This window comes from Vibrio cionasavignyae (genome assembly GCF_050337155.1).
Lineage (GTDB): Bacteria > Pseudomonadota > Gammaproteobacteria > Enterobacterales > Vibrionaceae > Vibrio > Vibrio nomapromontoriensis.
Map to the genome: position 1 here is coordinate 521,967 of NZ_JAKJSR010000009.1, position 21,027 is coordinate 542,993.

24 protein-coding genes are annotated in these 21,027 nt (G+C 43.6%); 11 read left to right on the forward strand and 13 right to left on the reverse strand.

Features of this window, described 5'->3' with window-relative positions:
• Positions 1-562 precede the first annotated feature (562 nt).
• Complete coding sequence (locus tag L4D74_RS02940; protein WP_428750613.1) at positions 563-1,063, forward strand: DUF3332 family protein; 501 nt, start codon at positions 563-565, stop codon at positions 1,061-1,063.
• 263 nt (positions 1,064-1,326) lie between these two features.
• The gene (locus tag L4D74_RS02945; protein ID WP_428750614.1) at positions 1,327-1,728 is read left to right on the forward strand and encodes a hypothetical protein; all 402 of its coding nucleotides are present in this window, start codon (positions 1,327-1,329) and stop codon (positions 1,726-1,728) included.
• 138 nt (positions 1,729-1,866) lie between these two features.
• Here the strand turns inward: L4D74_RS02945 and L4D74_RS02950 are convergent, their stop codons facing one another.
• Positions 1,867-3,483, reverse strand: a complete 1,617-nt coding sequence (locus L4D74_RS02950; RefSeq protein ID WP_428750615.1) for an NAD(P)/FAD-dependent oxidoreductase — start codon at positions 3,481-3,483, stop codon at positions 1,867-1,869.
• A 269-nt stretch (positions 3,484-3,752) separates the two neighbouring features.
• Here L4D74_RS02950 and fdxA point away from each other — a divergent pair, with 269 nt between their 5' ends.
• Positions 3,753-4,076, forward strand: a complete 324-nt coding sequence (fdxA, locus tag L4D74_RS02955; RefSeq protein WP_265675774.1) for a ferredoxin FdxA — start codon at positions 3,753-3,755, stop codon at positions 4,074-4,076.
• Positions 4,077-4,223: 147 nt separating this feature from the next.
• Here the strand turns inward: fdxA and L4D74_RS02960 are convergent, their stop codons facing one another.
• Entirely contained in the window at positions 4,224-4,958 is a 735-nt protein-coding gene (locus tag L4D74_RS02960; RefSeq protein WP_428750616.1) for an RNA methyltransferase, read from the reverse strand.
• 239 nt (positions 4,959-5,197) lie between these two features.
• Here L4D74_RS02960 and L4D74_RS02965 point away from each other — a divergent pair, with 239 nt between their 5' ends.
• Positions 5,198-7,867: a hypothetical protein gene (locus L4D74_RS02965; protein ID WP_428750617.1), complete on the forward strand. Its 2,670-nt coding sequence runs from the start codon at positions 5,198-5,200 to the stop codon at positions 7,865-7,867.
• Positions 7,857-8,564 carry a phage tail protein gene (locus L4D74_RS02970; protein WP_428750618.1) on the forward strand — a complete coding sequence of 236 codons (708 nt, stop codon included), beginning with the start codon at positions 7,857-7,859 and terminating at the stop codon, positions 8,562-8,564. Before L4D74_RS02965 ends, L4D74_RS02970 begins: the two co-directional genes overlap by 11 nt.
• 148 nt (positions 8,565-8,712) lie before the next feature.
• Here L4D74_RS02970 and L4D74_RS02975 read toward each other — a convergent pair whose 3' ends face one another.
• Together L4D74_RS02975 and L4D74_RS02980 are read right to left on the reverse strand one after the other, a co-directional pair.
• A complete protein-coding gene (locus tag L4D74_RS02975; RefSeq protein ID WP_428750619.1) occupies positions 8,713-9,642 on the reverse strand; it encodes a cyanobactin maturation protease PatG family protein in 930 nt (309 codons plus the stop codon).
• A 12-nt stretch (positions 9,643-9,654) separates the two neighbouring features.
• Positions 9,655-10,704, reverse strand: a complete 1,050-nt coding sequence (locus L4D74_RS02980; RefSeq protein ID WP_428750620.1) for a cyanobactin maturation protease PatG family protein — start codon at positions 10,702-10,704, stop codon at positions 9,655-9,657.
• Positions 10,705-10,972: 268 nt separating this feature from the next.
• On the opposite strand from L4D74_RS02980, the gene L4D74_RS02985 reads away from it, so the two are divergent.
• From L4D74_RS02985 to L4D74_RS03010, 6 genes are all read left to right on the forward strand, one after another.
• On the forward strand, positions 10,973-11,389 hold the full coding sequence (locus L4D74_RS02985; RefSeq protein WP_428750621.1) for an eCIS core domain-containing protein: 417 nt from the start codon (positions 10,973-10,975) through the stop codon (positions 11,387-11,389).
• Positions 11,390-11,549: 160 nt separating this feature from the next.
• Complete coding sequence (locus tag L4D74_RS02990; RefSeq protein WP_428750623.1) at positions 11,550-11,978, forward strand: hypothetical protein; 429 nt, start codon at positions 11,550-11,552, stop codon at positions 11,976-11,978.
• A gap of 228 nt (positions 11,979-12,206) precedes the next feature.
• Complete coding sequence (locus L4D74_RS02995) at positions 12,207-12,668, forward strand: hypothetical protein (protein WP_428750624.1); 462 nt, start codon at positions 12,207-12,209, stop codon at positions 12,666-12,668.
• 117 nt (positions 12,669-12,785) lie between these two features.
• Positions 12,786-13,253 (forward strand): hypothetical protein, encoded by a 468-nt coding sequence (locus L4D74_RS03000; RefSeq protein ID WP_428750625.1) that lies wholly within the window; start codon positions 12,786-12,788, stop codon positions 13,251-13,253.
• 80 nt (positions 13,254-13,333) lie between these two features.
• Positions 13,334-14,059, forward strand: a complete 726-nt coding sequence (locus L4D74_RS03005) for a glycoside hydrolase family 25 protein (RefSeq protein ID WP_428750626.1) — start codon at positions 13,334-13,336, stop codon at positions 14,057-14,059.
• A 129-nt stretch (positions 14,060-14,188) separates the two neighbouring features.
• Positions 14,189-15,745, forward strand: a complete 1,557-nt coding sequence (locus tag L4D74_RS03010) for an ATP-binding protein (protein WP_428750628.1) — start codon at positions 14,189-14,191, stop codon at positions 15,743-15,745.
• Positions 15,746-15,939: 194 nt separating this feature from the next.
• On the opposite strand, the gene L4D74_RS03015 is transcribed toward L4D74_RS03010, so the two are convergent.
• The 9 genes from L4D74_RS03015 to L4D74_RS03055 all read right to left on the reverse strand — a co-directional run bounded on the left by L4D74_RS03015 (position 15,940) and on the right by L4D74_RS03055 (position 20,713).
• The gene (locus L4D74_RS03015; protein WP_428750629.1) at positions 15,940-16,281 is read right to left on the reverse strand and encodes a hypothetical protein; all 342 of its coding nucleotides are present in this window, start codon (positions 16,279-16,281) and stop codon (positions 15,940-15,942) included.
• Positions 16,282-16,308: 27 nt separating this feature from the next.
• The gene (locus L4D74_RS03020; RefSeq protein WP_428750630.1) at positions 16,309-16,899 is read right to left on the reverse strand and encodes a RebB family R body protein; all 591 of its coding nucleotides are present in this window, start codon (positions 16,897-16,899) and stop codon (positions 16,309-16,311) included.
• 18 nt (positions 16,900-16,917) lie between these two features.
• Positions 16,918-17,202, reverse strand: coding sequence for a hypothetical protein (locus L4D74_RS03025; protein WP_428750632.1), 285 nt, complete (start codon positions 17,200-17,202; stop codon positions 16,918-16,920).
• Positions 17,203-17,392: 190 nt separating this feature from the next.
• Entirely contained in the window at positions 17,393-17,659 is a 267-nt protein-coding gene (locus L4D74_RS03030) for a RebB family R body protein (RefSeq protein ID WP_428750633.1), read from the reverse strand.
• A gap of 191 nt (positions 17,660-17,850) precedes the next feature.
• Entirely contained in the window at positions 17,851-18,120 is a 270-nt protein-coding gene (locus L4D74_RS03035; RefSeq protein WP_428750634.1) for a RebB family R body protein, read from the reverse strand.
• A 52-nt stretch (positions 18,121-18,172) separates the two neighbouring features.
• Positions 18,173-18,439, reverse strand: coding sequence for a RebB family R body protein (locus tag L4D74_RS03040; RefSeq protein ID WP_428750636.1), 267 nt, complete (start codon positions 18,437-18,439; stop codon positions 18,173-18,175).
• Between the two features lie 97 nt (positions 18,440-18,536).
• Positions 18,537-18,803 carry a RebB family R body protein gene (locus L4D74_RS03045; protein ID WP_428750637.1) on the reverse strand — a complete coding sequence of 89 codons (267 nt, stop codon included), beginning with the start codon at positions 18,801-18,803 and terminating at the stop codon, positions 18,537-18,539.
• Positions 18,804-18,836: 33 nt separating this feature from the next.
• Positions 18,837-19,103, reverse strand: coding sequence for a RebB family R body protein (locus L4D74_RS03050; protein ID WP_428750638.1), 267 nt, complete (start codon positions 19,101-19,103; stop codon positions 18,837-18,839).
• A 122-nt stretch (positions 19,104-19,225) separates the two neighbouring features.
• Positions 19,226-20,713 carry a helix-turn-helix domain-containing protein gene (locus L4D74_RS03055; RefSeq protein ID WP_428750639.1) on the reverse strand — a complete coding sequence of 496 codons (1,488 nt, stop codon included), beginning with the start codon at positions 20,711-20,713 and terminating at the stop codon, positions 19,226-19,228.
• Positions 20,714-21,027 lie beyond the last annotated feature (314 nt).

Consider the following 21,027-nt stretch of genomic DNA (forward strand, 5'->3'; position numbering starts at 1 on the left):
AAAAGTTCACTATTCATGTGCCGCTGTGATAGCCAGCAATGTGTGTTTTCTCACTATTCGACAAGCAAAGTGTGAGCTGAATCATAAAAGCCGGACATCCTAACACATTGTTTGCATCGAAACAGGACTTTTTACCGAGGAGGGAAATTTGACGCTGTTCAAATATTCACCAGAAATTTATTTGATAAGAAAGAAGATTCGTATTGTAGGATTCGCCCTGCGTGCCGTGAAAAACTGCGATTAATAGACCTGATTTTTAGAGTCGCCGGGGTGAAGAAAGAAAGGACAAGTGTGGATTTAATTAGCTGAATTAAAAGAAGTTAATGTTGGGGTGTGTTTTTGTGGGACCTAAGGCTGCGCTGAGTCGATGTGTAATGGGGTGGCTTGGCTAATCTCTCCAAGTTGAATTACTTGCCATTTGTAAAGTTGTGAATATAATCCGGCGCCGATCCATAGTTGGGGGTGATGAGAAAATAATGAGCACATTATTTCTTTAGTGATGATATTTAATACAACTTACCCATCATACCTTAATGGTAGGAGGTAAGAAGGAAAACGTACCATGAAACAAATTAAGACGCTGATGGCCAGCGCTGTGATGGCTTCCATGCTTTCTGGTTGTATAGGTCAAATGGCGACAACAGGCTTTGTTATGCACGAAGTGAACATAAAAGGTGTTGATAACCGTTATGCTCGTGCAGGTCTCTATACGCTGATGTCTCCGGTTTACGCAATAACATCAATGGCAGACTTATTTGTCGTCAACTCAATTGAGTTTTGGACCGGTACTAACCCATTAAGTAAGAAGAAAGCTTTGGCTGATATGCCGGCTAACTCTTATATTAAAGTGAACCATAAGATAGACAAGAAACTAACAAGCGCACCAGTTAAGATCTCTATGCTTGACGGCAATACGACTCAAATGAACTTTGTTGATGACAACGGTCAATCACGTGTGTTGCTAGGTGTGAGTAGTAAAGACAGCGTTGATTTCTATCTTGACGGTGAGTATGTCACTACGGCATCACACGATGAGTTGAAAGCATACTCTTCTCTATCGTAGCGTATTTCTCAAATACACCTATAAAAGCCTGCCTACATGAGATAGGGCAGGCTTTTATGTATTCATCGCTGCTAATGATAGCCTTCTCCATTACGTTGCCCGAGTTGTCATGCCTGCATGGCGTAAAGTGGTAAGTTCTATTTGTCTATTCCTCTAGACTCTGCTTCATCAAATGCACACACGAAAACGAACGCCTAAGCGGGCAAGTGCATTCATTATTGCAGGATAAAAACAAACAGGATGTTTCAATTGAGGAAAACACATTGAAAAACACACTGACGAAATCACTTTTACTTGCCGCTACTGGTTTTATTGCAATGACAGCAACCACCGCTCATGCTTTTGAGTTAGGTGCCGACAGCAAACGAGGCGTCACATTTCAGTTCAATAATCTTATTATTGGTGTCAAAGACAATTATGTGAATGGCGGTATGGCACTGTTGCAAAAACCCATTTCCCAAGAGCACAACATTAGCTGGTTTGTGGAAGGTGGCGTAGGTTACAACTGGCATAGTGAAGCGATTGATGTTCACGCACCTGTTGGTCTTCGCTGGGAGCCAGTGAAAAACCTAGATGTGGATCTATTTGCTACTCCAGAAGTGAAGTTTAATAACGGTGCCGACTTGGGCGTTGGCGTTGACCTTGGTGTGTCTTGGAAGTTTTAACGTAAAGTTGAATCCTGGCAGTCTCGTCAAGCAACGAGTAAAAAATATAGCCGTGTAAACGAACAAAAGCGATGGTATTGAACCATCGCTTTTGGGTTTTACAAGGTCGTCGAAGTGAGTTACTGCGCGTATTTGAATTTACGCGTTATTTGCTTGCTCAACCATCGATAGTGCTAGCGCTTCAGCTGCCTTAATACCATCGATGCCAGCGGATAGAATACCGCCCGCGTAACCCGCGCCTTCACCCGCTGGGTAGAAGCCTTTTAGATTAACACTTTGGTAGTCTTTGCCGCGTTTAATGCAAACTGGAGAAGACGTACGTGTTTCCACACCTGTTAGTAGGCCATCTGCGCCAGCAAAACCTTTGATCTTTTTGTCAAAGGCAGGGATGGCTTCACGAATAGCTTCAATAGCAAAAGCAGGTAGTGCTTTAGAGATATCGGTGAGCTTAATACCAGGAGTGAACGATGGAGTCACATCACCAAGAGCACTTGGATCGCGACCTTTCAAGAAGTCGCCAATTTTTTGTGCTGGAGCATCGTAGTTCTCGCCACCTAGCTTGAACGCGCCAGTTTCTAGTTCACGCTGGAATTGAATACCTGCCAATGGATTACCAGGGAAGTCCTCTTCTGGTGAAATACCCACTACAATCGCGCTGTTTGCGTTACGCTCTGCACGAGAGTATTGGCTCATACCGTTTGTTACTACGCGACCTTCTTCAGATGTCGCCGCAACCACGGTTCCACCTGGACACATACAGAAGCTATAAACAGTACGACCATTTTTACAGTGGTGAACCAGTTTGTAGTCAGCAGCCCCTAAAATTGGGTTGCCAGCGTTCTTGCCGAAACGAGCTTCATCAATGACGGACTGTTTGTGCTCAATACGGAAACCTACCGAGAACGGTTTTGCTTCCATGTAAACACCACGTTCGTGCAGCATTTCGAAGGTGTCACGAGCGCTGTGACCCACCGCTAAGACAACGTGACGGGTGTGAAGTGTTTCACCGTCAGAAAGCGTCAAACCTGTGATTTGACCATCTTCCATATGGATATCATCAACGCGGGTGCTGAAGCGAATTTCACCGCCCAGTTCAATGATTTTCGCGCGCATTTTTTCAATCATAGTGACCAGTTTAAAGGTCCCGATGTGCGGCTTGCTGACGTAACGGATTTCTTCTGGTGCGCCAGAGGCAACAAACTCTTCGATCACCTTGCGGCCATAGTGCTTAGGATCTTTCACTTGGCTATACAGTTTGCCGTCAGAGAATGTACCTGCGCCACCTTCACCAAATTGCACGTTGGATTCAGGGTTAAGTGTACGTTTACGCCAAAAACCAAAGGTGTCTTTGGTGCGCTCGCGTACTTCTTTGCCGCGCTCAACAATAATTGGGTTAAAGCCCATTTGAGCAAGTACAAGGCCTGCAAACAAGCCACAAGGACCAAAGCCAATCACTACAGGGCGCTCAGTTAAGTTTGCCGGCGCTTGAGTAACAAACTTGTATTCCATGTCCGGGGTCACTTTAACGTGCGGATCATTGGCAAATTGTTCAAGCAGTTGTGCTTCATTATCGACGACAACATCGAGCGTATAGATCAGCAGAATCTTACTTTTTTTACGAGCATCATAGCCACGCTTAAACATATTGAATGACAGAACTTGCTCAGCCGGAATGTTGAGTTTTTTCGCAATGGCAGCAAGAAGGGCGTCTTCTTCGTGATCAAGAGGAAGTTTAATTTCGGTTAAACGTATCATGGTGATGTCTCGTGTTAGTAGGTGTCTTAGCGTAGTACCTCATTCGATACTACGCTCACAATGGCGCGCATTTTACGTGAAGTTGCTTTGTCTGTCATACTTAATTCAAGCTACAGGAGCTGACTGAGGATACCCAACGCGATAAATTTATGCTTGGCATGATATTGAATTTTACCCGTGAATCCGTATCATCGCCCCTCCATAATAGGCTCGAGCGATTTTTCTACGCATTGTCTATTGATTGACTGACTAACCAAGAGCTGATGACCATGGCATTTGTCGTAACTGATAATTGTATTCAATGTAAATTTACAGACTGTGTGGCGGTTTGCCCGGCCGATGCATTTTATGAAGGCCCGAACTTTATGGTGATCAGCCCAATAGACTGCATCGACTGTGGTCTCTGTGTTCCAGAATGTGATGCTCAGGCGATTTTTCAAGAAGATGAGCTATCTGAAGATCAGCAAGTGTTTATTGCATTGAATGAAGAACTCGCGGAAGTGTGGCCAAACATTACCGAAGTGAAGCCCGCGATGGACGAAGCGGATAAGTGGAATGGCGTACCAAACAAATTAGGTATGTTAGAAAAATAACCGCGCTCTTTTTACCTTCTAGGACACATTACTAGACAGAAAAAACGCAGCCACTGAGTCAGTGGCTGCGTTTTTTCGTATTCAAGCGACACCTATATATTTTGATTTAATGACATCTACATTCAATGACATCTACATAAGGTCTATTTAGCTGTGCTGGCGGCGAAGGTTATCCAAAATAATGCCTGTTGCCATGGCGACATTGAGTGACTCTGCTCCGCCAAAGGCCGGGATGGTAATTTTGTCTGTTACGTGTTTTTCAGCTTCCGAGCGTACCCCATGAGATTCACTGCCCATCAGTAAGATGCCTTGCGCAGAAAATTGGGTACTGTGGACACTTTCACCTTCAAGAAACGCCCCATAAACAGGGATACTTGCTTGTTCTAAGTAACTCGGCAAGTCGGTTAGGCTAACCTGAACACGACCAAAGCTGCCCATCGTCGCGCGGATGGTTTTCGGGTTGTATGGGTCAGCGCAATCAGTGCTGGCAACAATGTGCTTGATGCCATACCAATCGGCAATGCGAATAATGGTGCCAAGGTTACCCGGATCAGAGACACCATCTAAGGCAATCATCAATCCTTTTGCTTCAGGAATGTCGTGGCTCGGTATTTCGACAATTGCGACAGCGGCATTGTTACTCACTAAGCTGCTTGCTTTCGTCAATTCATCCAAAGACGCTTCAATACAATCAAAACGGCTGAGCGCTTGCTCATTAGCGTTAAGAAAGTCGCTGGTGGCAAAGACTTGCTTGACGGTAAGCGGTGCGCCAACCAACTCAAGAACGTTTTTCTCGCCCTCGACTAAAAACAAGCCATGCGCCTTGCGCTGTTTCTTTTGGCCTAATGCACGAAGTAGTTTTAATTGGTTTTTAGAAATCATAGTTATGTCCCAGATGAAAGCGCGGGCATTATAACCTCAAGTACTGCTGAGATGCGAGGTCACTTCGCGGTGTTGTTATCCCTTTCGTTGTTTACACTCTATTTTTCAACAGATTCCCCAATCATGCCGAGCATCGCTTTGGATATGCTGAACTAACCACTCTCTATGAGGGCAGACTCTTTACGAGAGTAAACTTTCTAGGAGGGCTCAGAGGTTCACGATCCCAAAGGAAACTCAGAATGTCGAACGATTACGCAAGCCAATTTCAGTACACCCAAGAAAACGACTATCGGAATTTATTTCCCTATCTGTTGTTTGATGATACACCGATTATTTCTAGCTACGATGTTGATAATCGTTTTATTTCGCCTCCTCAGAGCGTATTGCAAAGTCCTGAGTTCAGCAGTTATGTCGACGCGGCAAAAAGTGACGATAGAGCAAAAATAGAAACGTTGGCGGTGACGTATATTAAAAGCTCAGACTTCATTTCTTCGCCTAATTTATTTGATGACAAACTACAGGGCTTATTGGCGAAATTACAAAATCAAGACCCTCGAGGCGATCAATGGCAGAATTTACTCGTCGACCAGTTCGGCAGTGTGGAAGCGTTTAAAAATTACGTGACTACCTCTGGCGCCGCGTTCATAAAAAGGCTCTGGTTAAGTACGATCGCACTGATTATAGAGCTAGATTACGACACTTATTGGCTTAATAAATTAATACAAATATTGAAGGCGATTTTTGTATTGGCAAAAATTGCTGACACCATGCCAATGACGAACACAAATACGGGTTCACTAAACTCCCCTCAAATTTATGCGTCCAACGGGTCACTGGAAATACTGGATAAAACTAAGGTCTGGCAGGCCGCTAGTTTAGCGCTACCAGAGGCCTTATTTCCGTTGCCTTCTAATGTGGTAAAGCCCGCCCTATTGCCCGCTGTTCCATACGCTGTAGGCACTTTGAAGCGTATGAACTACAAGCTAACGGGATACAAAATTGGTGAAATTCAGAAAATAGAAACCATATTGTCGGGTGAAACACGAAAATCACAGTCTCGCACTCGTCGGCTTGATACCACAATGGAGGTGACGGAAAGCAAAGACCACACCGAACAAACAAACACGCACAACTTGACCACAGACGATCTTAGCTCATGGGTTGAAAAGGCACGGCAGGGAAGATTGATTGAAAATACGGTCGACCAATATCAAACAGACTATGCCCCTACATCACCAATGGCTGTGACTAATGGCAGTTGGTCGATTGTCGAGTCACCTCAAGGTGATGAGGAAACGACCAAACAAAGTTTTGCTAAATCGCTCATTGATAACGCCGTGAATCGTGCTTTTGATGAAGTAAGCAAAGCGCGTCAAGTCATCGGTACCATTGAACATGAAAATACCCAAAGCCATATTTTTTCCAACCGTGAAACCAACAACATTAATGGGGTGTATTTTTGGTTGAATAAAGTGTTTAGTGTGCAAGAGCACCATTCAGCTAAAAGAATCATGGTCTCGATAGACGTAGATCTGCCTGATTTATCGGTGCGGCAATTACTCAGCCAGATGCCTGAGCTGGATGTTCAAAAGCCGATATCTCTTACTGAATTAGGGATCACGCATTTTAGTCAAATTGAGTTAGAGAAGAAAACGGCGCCAGCCACATCGCCAAGCACCTCGCCAGCAACTCCGTCGTCTAACCATCAACCTGCTGATACCCAGCCATCACACTATTATCTCGATCTATGTGAGCAATTTGCTGTTGAGGCACCGGAAAGCCCACCGATTGATAAGAAGGTGATCACAGGAGGGTTAAAGTTAGAATCAACCCAAGGTCAAACTCAGATATCTATCCCAGTGGGATATCGAGTAGACAGCGCCGTTGTCACAGTGCAAACGGAGCCGATGACGCCGGTTGAATCGGTCATGATTGCAGGCCAAGTCATCAAAACCCCCAATGACGGCGGGCAATATCAATATGCAAATAAAACGCCTCAATCCGGCAGTTCGGATGAGTCGATAAGCCAGTTATTTACACTTCCCATTTCGCTCGCATTGCAAGAGCCGAAAGGCATCGAGCCAACCGAGCCTTCTAAAGACAGCGGTCCAGCCAGTTTAGAGCTAAATACCTTCGGGGCTCAAAAACAAGTACGACAAGATCACGCCAAAGGGGCCCTAGCGGACATCATTGTGGTTACATCCTTATCCCCGGAGGCAAAATTAGCTTGGCAATACAAACTCTATACACAACTGAAGCATGCTTATATTAAACAAGAGCAAGCGTACGAACAGCAGGTAGCAACGCGCAAGCAAATTTTGGCACAAGAAAGCAACCCAGTGATACAAGCACTGATCCATCAGAATTTATTGAAAGCGAGCAAAGCAGTGCTCTTCGCGCAAGCGAAAGCGTTAGTGGGAAGCGACACTAACTCACCTCAAGACCCATTGCCTTTTGATGGTTATGCTGACAGCTCATTAGATTGGGCACATCTTTATTGCAAGCTGGAACAACACATAGTGCCGGATCAGAATAACGCCGCCCAGCAAATGGGCAGAAGTCAAAGCATCGCGACGACATCAATATTGGAGCAACTCGATCCTACTTTATTTTTGAGCCGGTATTTACGAGCAACTAAGGCGAAGTTGCTGGTTCCAATTACACGTGGTTGTGAGATTGCCTTTCTCTACTATTTAGAAACAGGACGAATTTGGCATGGTGAAGAGAGCCTCGCCCCCGTGAACTTTAGATCGCTAGCCATAGTGAATGACTTTAAGCAACTTCCCCCTCCGTCGTCTGATGACGATGAACAACAGAATTCATGGAGCGTGGTGATGCCCACCACAATGTCGATTTTATCGAGCAACCGAGATATTTCAGATCTTGAGGATTATTTAAATGAACGATAGTAGCAGTAGCAGTAGCAATGGTAATAGTTATAACGATGGCATAAACAGTAACAAACAAACAGGTGTCAGCACTCGCGTTTCTGGCACAGGGGGAGAAACGCGACCGACTCAGCCGAATTTGAATCCTGGCAATATCATGGGAAGTCAGTATCAGGGTATGCCTGTTGGTTCCATTGTTGCGTACGCTGGTCAAATTAGAACCACGAATACCACCGAAGGTCATCAGCTAAACTTAGCTATGTTTCCTTGGCTTATATGTGACGGCAGCAAAGTAGCGATAGCTTCTTATCCCGAGCTGTACCATGCGCTAGGGGATTTGTACGGTAAGGCTACCAGTGCTCACTTTTCATTGCCGGATTTCCGAGGTCAGTTTCTTCGCGGTGTGGATGAGAGAACCAGTGTGGAAGCCAGCGGAAGTAAGGAGAATCGAAAAACGGTTGATGGAGTGGAGAATGCCACGGTAGGGTCTTTTCAAGAAACAGCGCTGCGGACACATCAACATCATTATCAAAAGCACGCTCAGGGTATACTGGTTCCCGCAGATCCCCCCTTAGGTGAAGGCTTGGCAATAGTAAGTGAAACCAAAGACACCGTGGATATCCTTGATGTTGACGCAAAGAACGTGAGCCGCTTTGAAAGCCGCCCTCCGAATGTGTTTATTCATTGGTTGATTAAATGCCGAGGTGTGCAAAGTTAGTGTGTAGTTGGGGGGTAACGTACCGATACAAAAAGCGCCAACCCTAAAACGGAAGGCGCTTTTTTGTTCGTGGTAACTATTTTTTGTGGTAACTATTTTGTGCACAGTGACTCGTAATGAGAGTCAGCAACAAGGGGGACAACCGCTGTTAATAACGAGGTAGATACCGTTTGAACTTAGTTAATAAAAACGGGTAGTCATCAGTTACATCAATTGCACAATACCAATGTTGACCGACGCTGCTTTGAACGTTTTGAAAATCAAATACCACTTTTGCGACTTTTCGTTCGCCACATATTTCGCTAAGTACCGTGACGTTGTTCAGTTGTGCGACTTCTCGCTCGGTATTGCCGCCAGCATGGTTATAAATAATTTCATACGAGCCCATATACAGTTCTAAATTATGGTAGAGCGCGTAATTGAGTGCGCGGTCGTGGTCGGTATCACCATGGTTTTCTGCCAGAGACAAAATATCACCAATGACTTTCTTAAGCTTAACGCTATTGAATCCAGCATGTTGAGCTTGAACTTGCTGGACCAAATTGGAAGGAGAGATGCACTCGATTTTTTTTATATCAATGCATGGTAATGGTTCTTGTCCTATTACTTGATGAGTGCCAATCACATTAATCGTTTTAGGAACATCGTTATCGTTGAGTTTCAGGGCGGCAATCAAAGAGTCTAGATGTTGCGGAGCCGGCTTTAGTCGATAGATATCATCACTGTAGCTATTGATGATAGACCACTTCATTAGCCTAGCAATGTAGCGATTCTTTGGCTGAGAAAGGTAAGTAAATAAACAGCGTTCGCGGTCTTGATACCATTTTGTATCTTTGAGCACGCTCTCGGTATCTTCAGGCATGTACAAGGTGTGCTGACCGTCACTATTGCATGATGTGATATTGCGCTCAAACTCTTTTTCTAGCCCTAGGTTGTCAAACTCAGCTTTAATAAACCCGTTAACATAGACGTAATCAATAGCGCCATCATCAGAGAATGACGAGCTGTACGGGAGTAAGGCAGCAGAGCGTTGCGCCACGTTGATGACGGAGCTAGGTGACGTAGAGATTAAATTCATTTCAGGCTCCCCTTACTGATTGGTTGGAATGTAATCGGTTAAATTACTGTGTAAAAACGGGAATTGGTCGGTAACATCGACACTGGCGAAATAACTGAGTTGACGACCGCTAACGTTTTTTTGATAGGTCAGAATAATGTCGACAATGGTTCGTCCTGGAGCAACGTTAGAGTATTGCACCTCAAGGCTTTCTAAATACTGAGCATCATTAGCGGTTGAATGATTGGGAGCGTGACTAGCGAAGTGGTTACCTTCGTGACTGGCCGCGTAGATAGTGGGATATCGGTAGGCAATAAAGTTTTTAGCACGATCGAATTCAGACACACCGATGTTTGGCTTTTTTGTTAGCGCATCGAGGACATTGCTGATGGCAATAGTCGTGGTATTTTCACCGCTCAGTTCTTTTTGCAATTGTTCCGTGGTGAAATGGAAAAGATGATGGCAGCGCACCATAGGTAAGGGTTTGTCGTCACTCATTTTATCAGGAGCGATAGGGCCTTTAACACCAATCGCCACCGAGTAAGTTTCATCCGCTAAGTTACTGGCTGAGTCGAACGTCAGCGCGTCAATAAACTCATCCAGTTCATCGCTGCTGTTAGGCAGAAGTACATAGGCATCTTGCCCTTCTACGCTCAGTATCCAACTTACCTGCTCAGCAATATAGCGGTAGGTCAAGTTGCCGTTGTTGTCCTTGTGGGTAAAGACCAGATTGTAATTTCGCGGATTTAGTCCAAGTGTCTGAGTAGCAGCCTCGTATTCTTTTTCTAGACCTCGCGTTGGAAAGTGCACACGCAACTTACCAGCGACATACACATAGCTTGGCGCCGGTATGGCATGTTCCATGGCAACTGCTGCTGGAGTGTGGATGGTTTCAACGATCTCTTCTGCACATTGCACTGGCGCAGCATCGGATAAAGTTGGTGTCGCAGAAGACGTTTTTTCACATTGTGTTACTGCCCCATGCTCTGCATTCGTTTCTTGAGTGTGTGTCGGTGGGGTTGTAAGTAAAGCATCTACCTTGTTGTTTGATGGTAAATCATGATTGGTTGACTGCTGGTTCATTGGGTTTCCTCCGGTATACCTAGATCATCACGAGTTCATCCACACGTGAATAAATCAACAACCTTGAGGGTAATGAGTTGCGCTCCAACCTGAGCGGTAAATCTTATTAATTGCACAGTGAAAATGATGGATTCTTCCCTGTCATCAGTTCCTCCGTAAACTGCCGCGTTTATGCTCAGTATTAATCTGTGTTCATGACTAGATTATGAGTACATAAACATGTTCACGTTGCTATCACTAACAAGGCAACAAGTATAAAGGGCATAACATGACAGTGAGACACTTAGGTTTCAATACGGATAAGTACTCCACACCTTGGCCAACTTACGCTAGCTGTGACAACTGGCCACAAGCGTACCCAGGCCGCTCCTTAGGAATACGGCTACCGACTGGGCTAAGAAGAGGAATGGAGCGCTTAACAGGCTTGGATTTGAGTAAGGTAAAAGTGCACTACAACTCACCTATGCCCGCCAGAGTGCATGCTCATGGTTATGCGCAGGGAGACGATATTTACCTAGCCCAAGGGCAAGAGCAACATTTACCCCATGAGCTCGGCCATGTGGTACAGCAGCGATTAGGCATGGTGCAGCCGACTACGGAAGTGAATGGCGTGGCGGTGAATGATGATGAAGAGTTGGAGCGGCATGCGACTGAGTTGGGTAATGCGGCCATCAGAGTTGGTTGAGGCTTAAGGTCATGGCGCGCAATAACACCTATAGAGCAGATGAAAGACCAACTGTAAGTAAAGAGATAGTTGGATTAAGGACTATTATTTTTAACACTTTGTCATAAGCATTGAAGTAGCCTATGGCAATGAGTAAAAGTCAATTAAAAGGAAAATAGGTATGTATATACAAATCGAGAGAAAAAACGACAGAAGTAAAGTGGCAGACAAATCACAAAAAGTAAAAATGATAGCTTTAACGCAAGGAAATGGAATTAAAAGTGACTGTTCAAAAAATAAAGTATCAGGAGTATTAGAAAGTAGAGCAATCAACAGTAATCCTAAGAATAATATCGTTCAGTGTGTCGTGAATAATGGAATACTTGATGGTGCGATTGCTCAGTCAGCACGAGAATATATAGATGCGGCTCCGAATGCACAGCGAAGGGCATATAGAGAAACATGGCGTTCACATAACGCTTCGCGTGGACATGTACTTGACCGAGCAAGAGCAATATTAATTGGGCAGGGTATAGATATGGGGCCTCAATCAGAATATACATTGGCTCTCATGGCAAATATTTTGGAAGAACCTACTGTATTTAATTGATAGGTAGAGAGATTTAATCCCTAGAAAATGCTACAAGTTCATTAATGCCAATAAAACTCATATTGTTAATGGAGTGAATATGATGGTTGTAATGGAAAATATTCAGATTATTGATTATTAAGTCCATAATAAACTCTAAAGTCATTGATACGTCTTTTAAGTCTTGTTGTTATATAAGTCTAAAAATATAACAATAAGTAAAATGCATAGCATAAGGAATATTTAAATATGTATTGGAAAATGGAGAGAACCGAAGGTAATAAAAGCATCGTTAATTCAGTTGCAATGAGAAAAAACAAAAAAACGTATGGGTTTAGTTATATTGATAGTAGCGCAATAGCTATTACTCAAAGGAAGTTGAACGATTCGGTCAATACTGGGCCTAGAGTAGCGACACAAACACAGCAGGACCAAACTTCGCATAGGGTCCTTCAGCTGAAGTGGGGGTGGTGGAAAAACCGCAGAACGCGAGATATGACTTTCTACGACAACGAAGATTATCCATATATTCATGTGAGTTGGAACGTAGCGGATGAGTCAGCGTCACATGTTACGTATGAGCATAGAAATGGAAGCAAATCATATTTATTTCCATACCAAGATAAGTATATTTTTGATGACGGAAATGAGTTTGTGAAAGATTGGTTAGAAGCTGCTTGGTCAGATTTTAAAAAAGAGTTTGTTGTATAACATGATATCAGCTTCAACGCATGAATTTCTATATATCTTCCGATTTTTGGGAGTTTATTTATACGGTTATCCTGAAATTTAATTTTTTAACACCCCCTAAGAAGTCAAGGAGATAATATGGATGGAAAACACGGGTTATCGATAAATAAAAATACCTCGCACTTAAAACTGCCCGTGTGGGTAGCCATTGTGTTTTCTTATTTACCCGGCTTCTCCCAACCCAATAGAAAAGATGTGATCGACGCCTATGACTTACTTGAGAATGGCGTTGATGACGTAGAACTGGTGAACGCCCAAGACGCCCGTGAAACCATGGAGCGGGCACGAGCCTTTTACAATAACTACGCCAGTGTACTGGGTACATTAGCCGGTTTGGTTATCGCGATTGCCGTTGAATGGTTGCAAGCTCAGTTTCCGGATATTAAACAACTAAAATTTGCGCATATAGGGGCAGGGGCGATAGCGTTATGGGTCGTTAATATTATGATGGATGAATATGATCGTAGAATTATTGAGCTTCGAGAGAAGGAACTAGTCATCGTTTTAACTATCGACGAATTAAAAGTCATAAAAAAGACAGGATAAATCGTTTGTTTAAACAAGTTTAGCTTGGTTTTTATTCGTAAATTAATGCAAGTGTATCGTCATTAATTAGAGAGTTACGAATGAAAATAGATTATAAATTAATACTGTCGGTTTTTATTTTAATTATAAGTGGGGTGATTTTTAAGGTTGTTCCCCACGGAGTTAACACTCATTCTGGAATCATTAAGGGAATTGATGTTTCCCATTATCAAGGGAAAATCATCTGGAAATCCGTTGATACAGACGACATCAAGTTCTCGATAGCGAAAGCATCGGGTGGTGTCAGTTATATCGACCCTGACTTTAACGTTAATTGGAATGGAATGAAGGAGCAAAGCTTAATAAGAGGAGCGTATCATTTTTTTTACCCACAAGATGATCCTGTTAAACAGGCTAACAATTATTTAAAAGTAGTGGGGACGTTCCAACCCAAAGACTTGCCCCCTATTGTGGATGTGGAGGTAACTGGAGAAAAGGACACCGATGCGATAGTAACAGGGTTACTACAATGGTTAACCACCGTTGAAAAGGCGACGAAGCGTCGCCCAATGATTTACTCAGACTTGGATTTTGCTCAGCAATATTTATCCGACCCGCGCTTGAGGGACTACCCATTATGGATCGCAGAGTACAGTGACGTAGTCAAGACTTTACCCAAGCCGTGGCAATCTCAAGGTTGGACGATTTGGCAATACTCACAAACCGGTGAGGTGGCTGGTATAGACGGTGATGTGGATTTAGACCAGTTTAAGGGCAGTAAAAAAGAGCTAAAAGCCTTCATTAAAAGTACCCACCTAACCCATTAATGAGCCCATGATTTCGATAGTGATTTTGCATACGAAAGGCTAGGTGATCGTTGTCATCTGGCCTTTTTTATTGCGTGGACTATTTACGTCGATGTTGCTCTATCGTAAGTACGAAATAAAAGGACTGACATGCGAAACTATTCTTTTGATTATTCTTCTAACGACTCTCTTGACCAAACACAAGTGTTAGGACCGCCGTTATTACTTGGAAACGCGTTGGATTTAACGCAAGAAATGGCGTGTTGCGAATCGATCATTCATACCCGCCTTCATGCTTATTTTGAGGCAGTGGATAACCGCCAAGGGTCTACGTCTTTTAGTGCCGATCCTGCGTATCGCGATGGTGCGGCCAATTCAGTTTGTTTACCTGCCATGCCTGCATTTAATCAATCCCAGCAAAAGGGTGCGTACAGTGACTTTATTGCGAAAAGCCGGCTATCCACGTTGGCTCGAATGGCATTGGCGTTATCGGTCGCGAGTGAGATTCGTCCTGCTTTGCTAGAGATGTTGTTGCTAAGAAATGATAATACTGGTTTGCCGTTCAGTGAATTTGGTGTGGTCATGCACCATGAACGAGCCTACCCAACAGGAGAGACACTAGCCTTTTTGCTAGGGGGTAGCGATCTCATTGGCCGTTTTCAAATACAGCTGTTTTTGGAAGGGCTGCAAAATGACAATCGCTCAACCACGCCTGATTTGCAAGCGTTACGTGGTGTCATTGAACTCAATGTCGAATCCTCACTTGGTGTGATGCAAGCTCCTTTACGTTTGTCAGATGAAGCCCTGCAACGATTTACCACTGCCACGCCATTTCGCCCAGAGTGTAGTGATTCGTTTCCTGCAAGGTATATCGATGTTGATGTCGATTGGGACCAACTCGTCCTACCGACTAAAGTATTGAAGCAGGTTGAGGAAATTCAAGACTATATTGCGTATGGAGACAGGCTTGCGTCGCAATGGGGCTTTAAAGGAAAAATCCGTCCAGGTTATCGCGCATTATTTTTTGGCCCTCCCGGTACAGGCAAAACACTGACGGCGTGTTTGCTTGGCCACGTAACGGGGCGCGATGTATATCGTGTTGATATCTCGCTGGTGGTGTCAAAATACATTGGTGAGACAGAGAAGAACTTGGAAAAAGTATTCTCCATGGCAGAAAACAAGCAGTGGATTTTGTTGTTTGATGAAGCCGATGCCTTGTTTGGAAAGCGAAACCAAGCCAATACGGCGAATGACCAATTTGCCAATCAAAATGTCGCTTATTTACTTCAACGTATCGAAGCGTTTAATGGTGTCGCTATTTTAGCGTCTAATTTAAAAGATAATTTAGATGACGCCTTTTATCGCCGTTTCGAATCTATGGTTTACTTCCCACTTCCTGACGAACCGGAACGACTGGCATTGTGGCGCAATGGATTCTCCGATTTCGCCCAATTAGAGGAGAGCATTGATTTGCCGACACTGGCAAATAAGTACACGTTGTCAGGAGCAAATATTATGAATGTGATTCGGTATGCTTCCATGCAGTCCATACGTCGTGTTCATCAAGCCGATTCTGGAGTGGTTGGCGCGAAGGTGCGTTACGATATCCATCTGCAGGACTTGGAATATGGAATAACGCGCGAGCTAGAAGCGTTCGCATCGGGTCATGTAGTATCAGACGACCCACACAGTGATTTGTTTAAATAATAGCTTGTTAACCCAGTTAATAAAATATCGTGTTTGTAACTCGGCCTGAAACTTATTCGGGTCTTTGTTATCCCTGTAAGGTGTTAGCTTCGGTGCGGAGGAACGAACAAAATATGTAGAAACGAATCTTAGAGAGGAAAAAAACCTGATTGCAAAGTGGGCAACCAGGGGGCTTTTAAAGGGCAAAGATATGATTAGTCTTTAAGATTGGCATTCACTTTAGACAACGTGGCGTGCACTTTATTAAGTTCAGTCATAGTAGATTGAAGCTGTTGGTTTAACGTTTGAGTGACGCTATCGAGCTCTTCTTGAATGTCGTCCGTGACTTGTGACAATTGGGTTTGCAACTGAAGCCACCCGCCATCACTTTGGGGATGGTCGTTCTGCGTTGACTGCAGACCTTGGGCGCTATGAATTCGTTGCGCGTGGCGTTCACTTTCTGATTGGGAAGGGGGAAGGGGCCCCGTTTCGTGTTGTTGGATCGATAATGGTTGGCTTGATTCTGGGTTTGATGGCTGGTTCGATGCTTGAGTCATGACAAATCCTTGATGGTTGAAGGTGTGTTAGCTGAAAAAATAAAGTACCCCAGTGGCTGTCATCAGCCCTAGGGACGTGGCAAACATAAGACCGGTGGCGAGTTTGGCTTTGTCTATTTTTGTATTTTTGCCATTCGCAGCATGATGTTTAGAGACTGGACGATCGTTTGGATTTGCGGTAATACCAGTATCGTCTGTATTCGATAATTGTGTTGCTAGTTTTTCAGAAGGTGCTGAATTGATAGGGGTGACGTTTGCTTTTATTGGTCCTGACTCTTTGCGTGGTGCGTTGCTTGCGGTAGTACCAACATTTTCAGCTGTTGATTTTTTGATTGGTGTGGGCTTTTTTTTAGATGCTGCTTGCGCATTTAAGATTCGACCACAAGCGCTTGTGATGGAAGTCGAAGACGCCATTTGGGCATTTTGCTGGGAAGTAATGGCATTCTGCATGCCTCGCGATAGCGTATCGGCGAATATCGTGTCTACCATGGCCTCGGAATACTCTTCTGAGTTTTCCAGCTTTGATGATGTGTTTTCTTTGCTGCTTTCACCTCCGCCTGTCACCGCATGAAGGCCGCCTTCTATGGCCTTTGCTGCCAGTTTTTCTTCATTAAACATGGGTATTACTCCTATACGTTACAGTTTTTTCTCTGTTTTAGTTACGCTGCTGTACAAGTCGATAAAGTTGCCTTTCGCCGCTTTTGCTTGCTCATTTAATTGTTTGAGAGCATCGAGATAGCTTGGGTCACCCGTTTCAATGTAATTTGCCAATGCGACCCCAGAGGCAGTAGACAGTAAGGTGTTCATATCCCGCATGTTATTGGCTGCATCTTGCACTGCGAGTGCCCCTGATTGGGCTATGGATTTGTCTGCGATATCTTGTGTTTTATTCTTCGATTTTTTTGCAATGAGTGAATTCATGTTGTCGCTCCTTAACTAATTCGCCGTAAATTTCCAGTCTTGTGAACCTACTTCTCGTGACCCATGTGCGCTGAACATACCGTTGTGGTGACAATGTGTGAGTTGAGAAGTTACAGCACAGAGCTCAACGTTCCGTGCTGTAATGCTTAGCTAGTGGTTAGCTAAGGTTATTTTTGTTCATAGCCGGTGCTTATCGGCGCGCAATAATGTTCTCTGATACCACACCCGTCACGGCTTCACCCGTATTGAGGAGTGCATTTACCCCTTGAACCGTGGCGGCTTGCCACATCACATTTGCTTGTTGTTGGCCTGTGACTAGATTTTGTCCACCGACTGCCAACGCTTGGCTTGTGGCCATCATCAGGTTGCCCATTGCCGTTGCTGGAGTGTCGCCTAGTACTTTTGTGTTGACTTGTGTTACAGAGTCCGTAATTGCAGGATCGACGGTTGCTACCATAGTGGTGTCCTCTTTGTGTTTTATGTTTTCAATGACACGCTGAAGTGGGCTGAACATTGGTCGGTATAATCACGTGGTTTCGCGTTTATAATGAACCTCGGCTTCACCGCACTTGCGCGCCGTTGATGGGTTGTTTCAATTGGTTAGTGTGCGATAAGCGTGCTGAAAACAGCCATGCCATCGCTCTTGTTCTATCTTGTTGCGATGATGTTCTCTGACACTTTGCCTGTCACAGCTTCACCTGTGTTTAATAGGGCGTTCACCCCTTGAACGGTAGCCGCTTGCCACATCACATTCGCTTGTTGTTGGCCTGTTGTAAGGTTTTGGCCACTGACTGCGAGGGCTTGGCTTGTGGACATCATCAAGTTGCCCATAGCGGTTGCTGGCGTGTCGCCTAACACTTTAGTGTTGACCTGTGTAACAGAATCCGTGATTGCACCATTTACGGTATCAATTGACATATGAGTTCCCTCTTACTTATGGTTGTTGAGTTAATAATGTTACGTACTGAAACTAGCCGCGGCTAATGATCTGACCAGTGACCGTACCCGTAACCGCTTCACCTGTATTTAGTAATGCGTTGACACCTTGTACCGTGGCGGCTTGCCACATAACGTTTGCTTGTTGTTGACCTGTGGTTAGGTTTTGAGCGCTAACTGCAAGCGCTTGGCTTGTTGACAGCATTAAATTGCCCATTGCCGTTGCAGGAGTATCCCCTAGTACTTTTGTGTTCACTTGAGTGACTGAATCCGTGATGGCACCGTTAACTTGATCTGGCATAGCTATTTCCTTTTTAAGTGGGTCGATTTTTGTTGACGAATATGTGTCGTTTACGACCATTTTGGTTATTTAGATGAATATCGATTGTATTTAACGTTTACCCGCGGCTAATAATTTGGCCTGTTACTGCACCAGTTACTGCTTCGCCAGTATTGAGTAAAGCATTGACCCCTTGCACTGTCGCGGCTTGCCACATGACATTGGCTTGTTGTTGACCTGTCGTTAAGTTTTGGCCACTAACTGCTAGGGCTTGACTAGTTGCCAACATTAGATTTCCCATTGCAGTTGCTGGCGCATCGCCTATGACTTTAGTGTTGACTTGTGTCACCGAGTCAGTGATTTGTGAGTTAACATATTGAGGCATGATGTTTCCTTTTTAGGTGTGATTGATGAGGGGTTAACCTCGGTTGATAATTTGTCCACTAACGGTGCCAGTGACGGCCTCGCCAGTATTGAGTAATGCGTTAACGCCTTGAACGGTGGCGGATTGCCACATGACGTTCGCTTGTTGTTGCCCGGTCACTAAGTTTTGACCTGACGTTGCAATCGCTTGGCTTGTTGCCATCATCAGGTTTCCCGTTGCAGTGGCTGGAGCTTCCCCAACAACAAGCGTATTAACTTGTGTGACTGAGTCGGTGATCGCAGAGTTGACAGTATTTGGCATTGTTTTCCCTTTCGTTGTTGTAAGTTTTCTTGTGTTACTAAATAAATAGGTTTGTTCATTCATGCTGATATTGTTGTCTCTCCGTTTATTTTATTCTTGGAGCAATGTATTCGTTTTTCGGACTAAATAACCATTCGTAGTTTGTAATTGGTTTTTTCTCTACATTCTTTTCTGTATTGCCTGGGTGTTAATAATGTGTATTTTTTGAATGTTTTTTCGAAGTTACTTAAGTCATTAAATCCGGAGTCTAGGCATACTTGCGTTACATTGAGTTGTGGATTATCACTAAATAACTTTTTGGCTGATTCTATTCTTAATTCGATTAGAATTTGTTTGAAAGTCCTATTTAGGCTGTCTCGTAACAAATACGAAAGGTGAGATGCGCTAACATATGAATGGCTGGCTAGCTCATGGAGAGTGATATCGCTATTGAAATTATCGGATAAATATAGAATTGCATTCTGTACACTTGGGTGTAGGTGTTTAAAACGGTCAAACTCTTTATTGAAGATGTAATGTATTATCGAGCATTTATTTATGATGGTTTGATTGGAAAAATGGTAGGTCTCAGTTCGTTTCAAGACAGCTTTGATGTCTTCAATATCGATGGTATTACTTTTCCTGAATGTCACAATTTTAATAATGGATTTGTGAAGTTGGTCATTATCACCCTCCCAATCAAAGCTACGAAGATAGCTCATACCGCAAGGTGTGATTGTGACGTTTTTCCCGTCGGTTAAGCTGCCGTTAAGGAGGATAGATTGAATGATCGTTGGGATATCTTCACGCCTTTCATTCAGGCGGGGCAAGTCTATCGTGAGAAAATCGAGCCTCTTTGCCAAAAACGGGTTGAAATCAGAGGTTTGAATAAGGTCGATTAAAGCTGTGGAAGAGGAAGATATAATTCTAATGTTATGACTTAATCTCGTGTCCTTCCAAATGCCATTGGTTTGTTGTAACAAAAGAGAAAGGAGTTTATTCTGTTGAGAAGGTGTTAAGTAGTCTATTTCACTAAGGTATATCGTTCCGTCTTTAACCGTACGAGCGAGATAGGAAATTTCATCATCAAATTTATCTTTTATCGTTAAGCAGTTGACCTCGATAAAAGGAAGGTGTTGCCGCTTACTGGAAAAGTGGATATTGCTGGCGACAGATAGCTTTTCCGTACCAGTAGCGCCATGAATAAATACCGGTGCGTCTGATGTTGATGATTTTATAATTAATTCGTGTATGTTTTGCGATATGTGACTAACACCGATCAAAGAAGGAGGGTGCTTGAAGTTATCGTTATATTTTGATTGTACAAAATATTGCTCTGCCAACGATTTTATTTTTTTATTTACTTTGTTTTTTTCTTCGCTTGATAGTGGTGTTGAACTGTATATGGTGTAATTGCCAACATTGGGTTGGTGGCTATTTGGGTTTTTTGAGTCATTATATTCTATGTGGTTATTGTGTTTTGATTTTTTAGGTAGATTAGGTATGTTACGATTATCAAAATCAAATTGAATATGTTTGATGTGTCGACCTAACTCAGAGCTATTTATTATGTCAGCGAGAACAGAATTATTATAATTGTTACGCTTAGAAATCCTTTCATACATGTTCATCCGTTTGCCTCATAAATGACGTTTTATGATTTATATATGCATTTAATTTAACATTGCTTTTGCTGATGAATATTGGCGGATTTTACGATTATTAGGTTAGATCTCACGATATTGCAGAAGATAGGCTGATCCGTTTAGGCGGGAATGGGATGGGCTGTGATCTGACTCGAAATTGGAGTGGGGTGTGTTCAGGAAAGAATGAAGAGGTTGTAAATCATGTCACATGAAGTACTGATAGCAAGAGCACGGAAGTTATAATCAAGATAGCGGTTAATAGTAAAACGGCACACCCTCGTTTAGGGTGGGTATGCCGT

Excerpts from the sequence above, each read along its gene's own strand:
- L4D74_RS03050 (WP_428750638.1), bottom strand. The coding sequence starts at position 19,103 with ATGCCAAATACTGTCAACTCTGCGATCACCGACTCAGTCACACAAGTT.
- L4D74_RS02940 (WP_428750613.1), top strand. The coding sequence starts at position 563 with ATGAAACAAATTAAGACGCTGATGGCCAGCGCTGTGATGGCTTCCATG.
- L4D74_RS02950 (WP_428750615.1), bottom strand. The coding sequence starts at position 3,483 with ATGATACGTTTAACCGAAATTAAACTTCCTCTTGATCACGAAGAAGAC.
- L4D74_RS03055 (WP_428750639.1), bottom strand. The coding sequence starts at position 20,713 with ATGAACATGTATGAAAGGATTTCTAAGCGTAACAATTATAATAATTCT.
- fdxA (WP_265675774.1), top strand. The coding sequence starts at position 3,753 with ATGGCATTTGTCGTAACTGATAATTGTATTCAATGTAAATTTACAGAC.
- L4D74_RS03045 (WP_428750637.1), bottom strand. The coding sequence starts at position 18,803 with ATGCCTCAATATGTTAACTCACAAATCACTGACTCGGTGACACAAGTC.
- L4D74_RS03010 (WP_428750628.1), top strand. The coding sequence starts at position 14,189 with ATGCGAAACTATTCTTTTGATTATTCTTCTAACGACTCTCTTGACCAA.
- L4D74_RS02970 (WP_428750618.1), top strand. The coding sequence starts at position 7,857 with ATGAACGATAGTAGCAGTAGCAGTAGCAATGGTAATAGTTATAACGAT.
- L4D74_RS03020 (WP_428750630.1), bottom strand. The coding sequence starts at position 16,899 with ATGTTTAATGAAGAAAAACTGGCAGCAAAGGCCATAGAAGGCGGCCTT.
- L4D74_RS03025 (WP_428750632.1), bottom strand. The coding sequence starts at position 17,202 with ATGAATTCACTCATTGCAAAAAAATCGAAGAATAAAACACAAGATATC.
- L4D74_RS03040 (WP_428750636.1), bottom strand. The coding sequence starts at position 18,439 with ATGCCAGATCAAGTTAACGGTGCCATCACGGATTCAGTCACTCAAGTG.
- L4D74_RS03000 (WP_428750625.1), top strand. The coding sequence starts at position 12,786 with ATGGATGGAAAACACGGGTTATCGATAAATAAAAATACCTCGCACTTA.
- L4D74_RS02995 (WP_428750624.1), top strand. The coding sequence starts at position 12,207 with ATGTATTGGAAAATGGAGAGAACCGAAGGTAATAAAAGCATCGTTAAT.
- L4D74_RS02985 (WP_428750621.1), top strand. The coding sequence starts at position 10,973 with ATGACAGTGAGACACTTAGGTTTCAATACGGATAAGTACTCCACACCT.
- L4D74_RS03005 (WP_428750626.1), top strand. The coding sequence starts at position 13,334 with ATGAAAATAGATTATAAATTAATACTGTCGGTTTTTATTTTAATTATA.
- L4D74_RS02990 (WP_428750623.1), top strand. The coding sequence starts at position 11,550 with ATGTATATACAAATCGAGAGAAAAAACGACAGAAGTAAAGTGGCAGAC.
- L4D74_RS03035 (WP_428750634.1), bottom strand. The coding sequence starts at position 18,120 with ATGTCAATTGATACCGTAAATGGTGCAATCACGGATTCTGTTACACAG.
- L4D74_RS02965 (WP_428750617.1), top strand. The coding sequence starts at position 5,198 with ATGTCGAACGATTACGCAAGCCAATTTCAGTACACCCAAGAAAACGAC.
- L4D74_RS03030 (WP_428750633.1), bottom strand. The coding sequence starts at position 17,659 with ATGGTAGCAACCGTCGATCCTGCAATTACGGACTCTGTAACACAAGTC.
- L4D74_RS02960 (WP_428750616.1), bottom strand. The coding sequence starts at position 4,958 with ATGATTTCTAAAAACCAATTAAAACTACTTCGTGCATTAGGCCAAAAG.
- L4D74_RS03015 (WP_428750629.1), bottom strand. The coding sequence starts at position 16,281 with ATGACTCAAGCATCGAACCAGCCATCAAACCCAGAATCAAGCCAACCA.
- L4D74_RS02975 (WP_428750619.1), bottom strand. The coding sequence starts at position 9,642 with ATGAATTTAATCTCTACGTCACCTAGCTCCGTCATCAACGTGGCGCAA.
- L4D74_RS02980 (WP_428750620.1), bottom strand. The coding sequence starts at position 10,704 with ATGAACCAGCAGTCAACCAATCATGATTTACCATCAAACAACAAGGTA.